6 protein-coding genes are annotated in these 7,946 nt (G+C 49.4%); 5 read left to right on the top strand and 1 reads right to left on the bottom strand.

The genetic code is table 11. From position 1 onward, the window contains the following. Positions 1-472 precede the first annotated feature (472 nt). Genes A8707_RS20415 through A8707_RS20405 form a run of 3 tightly spaced genes read left to right on the top strand, consistent with a single transcriptional unit; the run spans position 473 to position 4,284 of the window. Complete coding sequence (locus tag A8707_RS20415; RefSeq protein ID WP_068819052.1) at positions 473-1,777, top strand: FAD-binding oxidoreductase; 1,305 nt, start codon at positions 473-475, stop codon at positions 1,775-1,777. A gap of 3 nt (positions 1,778-1,780) precedes the next feature. Further along, entirely contained in the window at positions 1,781-3,163 is a 1,383-nt protein-coding gene (locus A8707_RS20410; RefSeq protein ID WP_068819051.1) for a (Fe-S)-binding protein, read from the top strand. A 59-nt stretch (positions 3,164-3,222) separates the two neighbouring features. After that, a complete protein-coding gene (locus A8707_RS20405; RefSeq protein ID WP_068819050.1) occupies positions 3,223-4,284 on the top strand; it encodes a WG repeat-containing protein in 1,062 nt (353 codons plus the stop codon). A gap of 202 nt (positions 4,285-4,486) precedes the next feature. On the opposite strand, the gene rpaB is transcribed toward A8707_RS20405, so the two are convergent. Beyond that, entirely contained in the window at positions 4,487-5,218 is a 732-nt protein-coding gene (gene rpaB / locus A8707_RS20400; protein ID WP_068819049.1) for a response regulator transcription factor RpaB, read from the bottom strand. 172 nt (positions 5,219-5,390) lie between these two features. Here rpaB and radA point away from each other — a divergent pair, with 172 nt between their 5' ends. Beyond that, a complete protein-coding gene (gene radA / locus A8707_RS20395; RefSeq protein WP_068819048.1) occupies positions 5,391-6,911 on the top strand; it encodes a DNA repair protein RadA in 1,521 nt (506 codons plus the stop codon). 273 nt (positions 6,912-7,184) lie between these two features. After that, the gene (locus A8707_RS20390) at positions 7,185-7,625 is read left to right on the top strand and encodes a hypothetical protein (protein WP_068819047.1); all 441 of its coding nucleotides are present in this window, start codon (positions 7,185-7,187) and stop codon (positions 7,623-7,625) included. Positions 7,626-7,946 lie beyond the last annotated feature (321 nt).

Genomic DNA, 7,946 nt, shown 5'->3' with positions numbered 1-7,946 from the left:
CTCTGTGGCGTGACCGCCACGCGGGAACCCCTTTTACATCCCCATGCTTAAAAGACAGGGGCTTTAAGGGTTCCCCAGCCCTCCATTCCGGTAATTCGGTGAGTTGCATCGCTAATGATTTATGGATAACGCAAAAGGGAGGAGCAATGGCACTCTATAATCGAGAGCCTAGGAGATTTATAGGAAAGAAGTTACCAATCTTGAAAAGCCCCCTAAATCCCCCATCCTGTAGGACTTTGACGTTCAGAACTCTCATCGGAGGCAGGTGGGTAAATTTTTTGAAGGAAATCTCCTTAGAAGTAATTGAGCAGGGATTGAGTTCTCACAGAATCTCTAGTGAGCGCAAGGGTATTATTCCCTACCTGCTAGGATCTTTAAGGGTCAACTCTCTCCAAGTCAGGAATTTTTTCTCTCATTAACACTAAGTAGAGTCAATCTGTTTTCTCACCCTTTGCAGTGAACTGCGTCACACATGAAAGCTGTTGCCCAAGTTTTAGAGAGTATTGTTGGAGTCGCAGGCGTTTGTGCTTGGGACACGTTGACTGAGGCTCAACGATCGCCAATGTTGCAAGCCATGATGCCCGGTAGTCCCCCTTCTCATTTGGTTTACCCCAGCACGCCAGAAGAGTTAGCGGCAGTGATGGTCTATGCTGCTCAGCAGAGGCTGCGGGTGTTGCCGTGTGGCAGAAGAAGCAAACTGCACTGGGGCGGGTTGGTTAAGGGGGTCGATTTGGTGATTAGCGCTGAGCGACTGAATCGACTAGTCGATCACGCGATCGGAGACTTAACCGTTACGGCTGAAGCTGGAATCAAGTTCTCTGATCTGCAAGACCTCTTGAGAAAGTCGGGGCAGTTTTTGGCGATCGATCCTCATTACCCTGACGAGGCGACGTTAGGGGGCATTATCTCGACGGCAGATACGGGAGCGATGCGACACCGCTACAGCAGCATTCGCGACATGATTCTAGGCATTTCATTCGTTCGTAGTGACGGGCAAATCGTCAAGGCGGGCGGACGGGTTGTGAAGAATGTCGCCGGATATGACTTGATGAAACTGCTGACCGGAGCGTATGGAACCCTCGGCATCATTACGCAAGTGACGTTACGGGTCTATCCCATTTCTCACGCTTCTCAGACAGTGGTGTTGAGTGGGCACCGAGACTCATTGGCGCAAGCCGCCCAAACGCTGTTAAGTTCGGCGCTGACTCCGACAGCGATCGAGGCTCTCTCTGCCCAAACTATGTCTGATTTAGAGTTAGGTAAAGAGATGGGGCTGTTGATTCGGTTTCAAGCCATTGCTGAAAGCGTGAAAGAACAGGCGGCTCGATCGCTCGAAGTCGGTGCCGCATTTGGACTCTCATCACAACTCTATCCAGACACCAGTGAGGCGGATCTATGGCGACGATTGGGAGAAAAAATGGTGGGTGAAACGGACTCGATCGTGTGCAAAATCGGAGTCAAACCGTCAGAGGCGATCGCGGTGCTCACCCAAATTGAGCAGTTGTCTCAAACGGCTGGAGCCGTGGTTCATCTAGGGAGTGGGGTGGGTCAGTTGGTTCTAAGCAGCGAAACTCGGACGTTTATGATTCAGGAACTGCGATCGCTCTGCCAAGCTACTGGCGGCTATCTCTCGATTCTGCAAGCCCCAATTCCCTTTAAGCAACAAATTGATGTTTGGGGCTACGCTGGAAGTGCTTTGGATCTGATGCAAACGATTAAAACCCAGTTTGATCCAAACTCTCTGTTGAGTCCTCGTCGCTTTGTCGGTGGAATCTAAATTATGCAAACATCAGAAAATCCGATTACTCCTGTTGAATCGGCGGCACACCAGTTTCTTGGATTTGATCCCAAGCATCCCCCTGACCCAACGCTGATCGATTCGTGCGTTCACTGTGGGTTTTGCTTGTCTACGTGCCCTAGCTATCGGGTGATCGGCAAAGAAACCGATTCGCCCAGAGGTCGGATTTATCTAATGGACGGCGTGAATGAGGGCGAAATTCCGCTTTCTCCGGCAACCGTGCAGCACTTTGATTCGTGTTTGGGGTGTCTTGCCTGTGTGACAGCTTGCCCCTCTGGAGTGCAATATGACAAGCTGATCACGGCAACTCGCCTGCAAGTTGAGCGCAATCATTCGCGTCCGCTGCCTGAAAAACTGCTCAGACAATTGATTTTCTCGGTGTTTCCCTACCCCGATCGGATGCGCGTGCTGCTGCGTCCTTTGGGGCTTTATCAAAAATCGGGCTTGCAGAGGTTGGTGCGATCGCTGGGCTTCCTCAAGCAAGTGTCACCCCAAATCGCCGCAATGGAGTCAGTGCTGCCCAAGATTCCGGCAGGGGCATTTCACGATACGATTCCTGCTCTAGTTCCAGCACAGGGACAAAAACGCTATCGCGTCGGCATGATTTTGGGCTGCGTGCAGCGATTGTTTAATCCAGCGGTGAATGATGCGACCGTTCGCGTGTTGACGGCAAACGGATGCGAGATTGTGGTGCCTCAAATTCAAGGCTGCTGCGGCGCACTGTCTCATCACCAGGGGCAAGAAGAACAGACCAAAACCTTTGCCCGTCAGATGATTGATGCGTTTGCAGATAGCGAAGTCGATGCTATTTTGATCAATGCGTCGGGCTGTGGTCACACGCTCAAAGAATACGCGCACATTTTGCAAGATGACCCGCACTATCACCCAAAAGCAAAGGAATTTGTCAGCAAAGTCAAAGACGTGCAGGAATTTTTAGCGGCGGTTGGACTAACTGCCAAACTTTCGCCCCTGCAAGATCAGCCGTTGGTGATGGTCTATCAAGATGCCTGCCACATGCTGCACGGACAGAAGATTAGCATTCAGCCCCGTCAACTGTTAAAGCAGATTCCGGGCGTGCAGTTGCGAGAACCGATCGACGCGGCTCTTTGCTGTGGCAGTGCTGGAGTTTATAACATTCTGCACCCTCATATCGCCGATGAGTTGGGACAACAAAAGGTCGAAAATTTGACCAACACAGGAGCGCAACTCATTGCGTCGGCAAATATTGGCTGCTTTGTGCAGATTTCTAAACATCTACAGCTTCAGGGTAAAGTCGTTCCGGTGCTGCACCCAATGCAGTTATTAGATTACTCAATTCAAGGAATCAAGCTGCAAACTGGATTGGATAATATGCTGATTGGCTGACAACAGTTTGAGAAGCGATCGCTACACTAAACGGATATTCGCGCATCGGATTATTTCCTATGTCAATTCATTTTTGGCAACGCGCCATTCCCGCGATCGTGTTGCTTGCTGTTCTAATTCCGTCGAGTCAGCCATTAAAGGCTTCACCTAAACAGATTGCTCCATCGAATCCGCAACCGTTTGCAAAGCTGATTAAAAACTTGGCGATCGAGCATCAGTTCGACAGTGCCTCCAACTTTTCAGAAGGGTTTGCTTTAGTACGAATCGGCGATCAGTTTAGATACATCGATCGGACGGGCAAAGTCGTTGTCACCCCTCAAGTCGAGTTTGAGAGCTATTCGCCGTTCTCGGAGGGGTTAGCGATCGCCAGAGTGGGCAGCAATTACGGCTACATTGACAAAACCGGAAACGTGGCAATCAATCCTCGGTTTGAAGGAGCTTCGCAGTTTCTAGAAGGGTTAGCCGCCGTCAGAATTGGAAATCACTACGGCTTTATCAATTCACAGGGTAAAGTGGTCATCAATCCAGAGTTTGAGTTAGCGTCAAGCTTTTCTCAAGGATTGGCAGCCGTTAAAATTGATCGAAAATATGGATACGTCGATCGCGCGGGTCGAATCGCGATCGAGCCAGCGTTTGACGACTCCTGGAAATTTTCTGAAAATCTTGCTCCCGTCAGAATCCAAAATCGCTGGGGCTACATCAACAAAACGGGCAAGCTGGTCGTGAAGCCTCAATTTGATGGTGCGTTTAACTTTTCTCAAGCGATCGGGCGCGTCAGAGTCGGGGACAAGTGGGGCTATATCAACTCAACCGGAGCCGCGATCGTGCCCCCCAAATTTGACTTTGCCTCTGATTTTTCTGACGGATTTGCACTCGTTCAAGTCGGGAATCAGTGGGGATATATCGATCAAACGGGTGGAGTAGCGATCGCTGCCAAATTTGATTTTGCATCCGACTTTTCAGAAGGATTTGCACCCGTCAAAATCGGCAACCAGTGGGGCTATATCGATAGGAGTGGTAAATTGGCGATCGCGCCTCAATTTGACGACGCTGGCTCGTTTACCGGAGGACTAGCGCGAGTGATGATTGACGGCAAATGGGGCTACATTCGCAAACCATAGGAATCATCGCAAATCTGTCAGAGGATGAATGAGCATTAGCAAGAGGAAGTTCTAGAGTGTAAAACCTACTCACGCACTAAATTTGCCCACAGAGATTTACTCGACTCGCTTCTTCCTGCATCAACTGTGCGTCAAGGGGTTTTGCTGCCCTCAAATGCTCAAGAGTTTTGAGTTCCAAAAGCTCAAAACTCAGATTCAGGGATTACTCAACTTCACCCGGCTCAAGAATGCGTTGAAAGAGATAGCCCGTTCCTCTCGCGGTTAAAATTAATTCTGGATTGCTGGGATCGTCTTCTAGCTTGGCGCGGAGGCGAGAAATATGAACGTCTACCACGCGGGTGTCAACGTGACGTTCGGGAGTGTAGCCCCACACTTCTTGGAGAATCTCCGATCGAGAGAATGGCTCTCCCGACCGACTGACCAACAGTTCTAACAGGCTGAATTCCATGCCAGTCAGCCGAATGCGCTCATCGCCCTTATACACCTGGCGCTTGTTGGTATCAATCCGAATCGTGTTGACGTGAATTACGCCAGAACTCGGAATTCCGGGTGCGCCTGTTTTCTCAACTCGACGCAAAACCGAGCGAATTCGGGCTTCTAGCTCTTTAGGAGAGAAGGGTTTGACCACATAATCATCTGCGCCTAGCTCTAAACCTGTGATGCGATCGGCGACATCTCCCAGAGCAGTCAGCATGATGATCGGCACGTCCGATTCTTTTCGCAGTTCTTGACAAACGCCGTAGCCGTCGAGCTTAGGCATCATCACATCTAGAACGACGAGATCAGGCTCAGAGTTGCGGAAGGTTTCGAGTGCCTCTTCGCCATCGGCAGCGGTGACGACATCATACCCGATCATTGAAAGACGAGTTTCAAGGATGCGGCGAATGCTTGCCTCGTCATCGACCACTAATATTTTTTCTTTATGGTTTTCCAACTTTTCTAACGCTCCCTAGGTCAAATCTCTGATCGTTAATTTTTTGTACTTTATCATTAAGATAGTAACTCACTTCATGATTTTCAGTTCGTCAAAGCCTCACCATCACTCATTTTCCGAGTTTCTTAACGATTGCCGACTTTGTGAAGGAATATAACAGCTAATTCTTGTAATGCCAAAACTGCGATCGCACTTTGTTTGTAACCAATGTGGGGCAGAATCTCCCCAATATTTTGGTCGTTGCCCGTCCTGTGCAGCTTGGAATTCTTTAGAAGAGCAGGTGGCACGATCGACGACTTCATCCACTACAATCGGTCAAGTTGCTCACCGGAGAACCAATGGTAAAAGCAGCACCTCGACCCGCAACGCCCCAACACGGGCGGTTTCGTCGCTGACTTTACCTCAAATCACCGATCATCCTCAGTCTCGCCTGTCGTCTGGATATATTGAACTCGATCGGGTTCTCGGCGGCGGAATTGTGCCGGGTTCGCTGGTCTTGATCGGCGGCGATCCGGGGATCGGAAAATCGACGCTGCTGCTGCAAACCGCCAATCGACTTGCCACGCGATACCGGACTCTCTATGTGTGCGCTGAGGAATCGGGGCAACAAGTCAAACTGAGAGCGCAACGCTTAGGCATCGGCAAACAAGCCGTCGCCGATGATGTCGATGAAGAATCACTAGAATCTGCATCGCCTCAACCCTCGATCGCCACCGATGCCGATCTCTATCTGCTGCCCGAAACCGATCTAGATACAATCCTCGTCGAGTTGGAAGCGTTAAAGCCCACGGTTGCCGTGATTGATAGCATTCAGGCGCTTTACTACAGTTCGCTGAGTTCGGCTCCGGGTTCGGTCGCTCAGGTTCGAGAATGTACATCTGTGCTGATGCAAGTCGCCAAGCGGCAAAACATCACGCTGTTTATTGTCGGGCACGTCACCAAAGAAGGCGCGATCGCCGGGCCTAAAGTGCTCGAACACCTCGTCGATACAGTGCTGTATTTTGAGGGCGATCGCTTTGCAAGTCACCGTTTGTTACGTTCTGTTAAGAATCGTTTCGGCGCGACTCATGAAATCGGCGTATTTGAAATGGTCGATCAGGGTTTGCAGGAAGTGCTCAATCCGTCAGAGCTATTTTTGGGCAACCGAGAAGAAGCCACACCAGGAACAGCAACCATCGTCGCCTGTGAGGGAACCCGCCCGATCGTAGTGGAACTGCAAGCGCTAGTGAGTGCGACAAGCTATAGTTCTCCGCGCCGATCGACCACGGGCATCGAATATAATCGACTGCTGCAAATCTTGGCAGTGCTCGAAAAACGAGTCGGCATTCCGCTCTCGAAATTGGATGCTTACGTCTCGTCTTCGGGCGGTTTGAGCGTGGGCGAACCTGCGGCAGATTTGGGCATCGCAGTCGCAGTCGCAGCGAGTTTTCGCGATCGCTCGATCGATCCTCAAACCGTCGTGATCGGAGAAGTCGGCTTAGGCGGACAAGTCCGATCGGTGTCTCAAATGGAATTGCGACTCAAAGAAGCGGCAAAACTGGGATTCAAACGCGCGATCGTGCCCAAAGGTTCCTATTCAGATGTGCCGGGAATGGAGGTGATTCCGGTGTCGCGGGTTGTAGATGCAATGGCGATCGCGTTGGCGGGAAGTAAGTCGCGTCAACAAGCTGAGAGCGTTGAAAACGAGGAGTGATTGAGTGGCGATCGTCTCTTTGGGTGGGGGGACGATCGCTACTCAGTATAGCCCTTTAGCAGGCGAACTTTCTCTTGAGCATCATCAGTCGTGTTGACAGTATCTTAAGATTACTCTGGTGTAACACGCGATTGAGACTCATTAAAGTCGATACAAATTTAACTTCTCGATGAAATGTGGATTGGTTATTCTTATTAGCAGAGTTGGCTAGAGCTAAAGATACCAGATATAATTACTCTTAGTAAAAAATGAAACAATGGGGCGAACCTTGTAATGCCTGCTAGAACCAAACGCTTTCTTCCTAAAGGAGTAATCGAGAATTTACTCCAGTGGAGTCTAACTTCAGTATGCCTTGCGTTATTTCCAATGTTGTTTACATATATTGGTGCATTGATGACAGGCAAACATCTAGAACCAGGTTTCGACGGCGTTATTCGAGCAGTGTCATCTAGAGGAGAGCTACTCATTGTAGCGGTTGCCTTGTTGGGCGAAGCAATTAGTGACATGTTAAAGAGATCATCGGCTAAAAACTTAAAGCTTTCTGTTGGTGGCTTTGTTTGCTTACTACCTCTTATCTTATGCTGCCTTTTCTACGCTCAAATTCAAACATCCAGTGTTCCTCTCAATCAGAACTTAATTCTTCTAATCTCGAATATGGCTATCGTTTGGGCTATTTGTGTCGGTGCCGCATGTAAATTTCTTGCTAGATCTTGAAATTATGTCGCATCAGTAGCGGGGGTTTAGGAATTATTTACTTTGTGTTTGCGGTTAAGATAACGAATACCTTTTTCTCTGAAACTGATTTCGTTTGACTTGGACAAGCAGCAGACCATCACGATTTACAAGGCAACCCAAAAGGGGAAGGGAGAGCAACTCATGGAGCAGGGGTTTCAACCTGCTGATTTTCCCTGTCATCCTCCAAATGCTGACGGAAAATGTTACTTTGCGGCGTCGAATAGCAGGAGTTTAGCTGAAGACTATCATCGGTACTATAAAGACGGAATTCTAGAAGTTACAATCGATTTAGCAGTTTAC

The sequence above is a fragment of the Phormidesmis priestleyi BC1401 genome, assembly GCF_001650195.1.
GTDB classification, from domain to species: domain Bacteria; phylum Cyanobacteriota; class Cyanobacteriia; order Leptolyngbyales; family Leptolyngbyaceae; genus Phormidesmis_A; species Phormidesmis_A priestleyi_B.
The sequence above is the reverse complement of the archived record's forward strand: the minus strand, read 5'-3'. Positions and strand labels throughout refer to the sequence as shown.

Bases quoted from the DNA above. Each gene is read 5' to 3' on its own strand.
- A8707_RS20410 (WP_068819051.1), top strand. From the start codon at position 1,781: ATGCAAACATCAGAAAATCCGATTACTCCTGTTGAATCGGCGGCACAC.
- A8707_RS20405 (WP_068819050.1), top strand. From the start codon at position 3,223: ATGTCAATTCATTTTTGGCAACGCGCCATTCCCGCGATCGTGTTGCTT.
- radA (WP_068819048.1), top strand. From the start codon at position 5,391: ATGCCAAAACTGCGATCGCACTTTGTTTGTAACCAATGTGGGGCAGAA.
- A8707_RS20390 (WP_068819047.1), top strand. From the start codon at position 7,185: ATGCCTGCTAGAACCAAACGCTTTCTTCCTAAAGGAGTAATCGAGAAT.
- A8707_RS20415 (WP_068819052.1), top strand. From the start codon at position 473: ATGAAAGCTGTTGCCCAAGTTTTAGAGAGTATTGTTGGAGTCGCAGGC.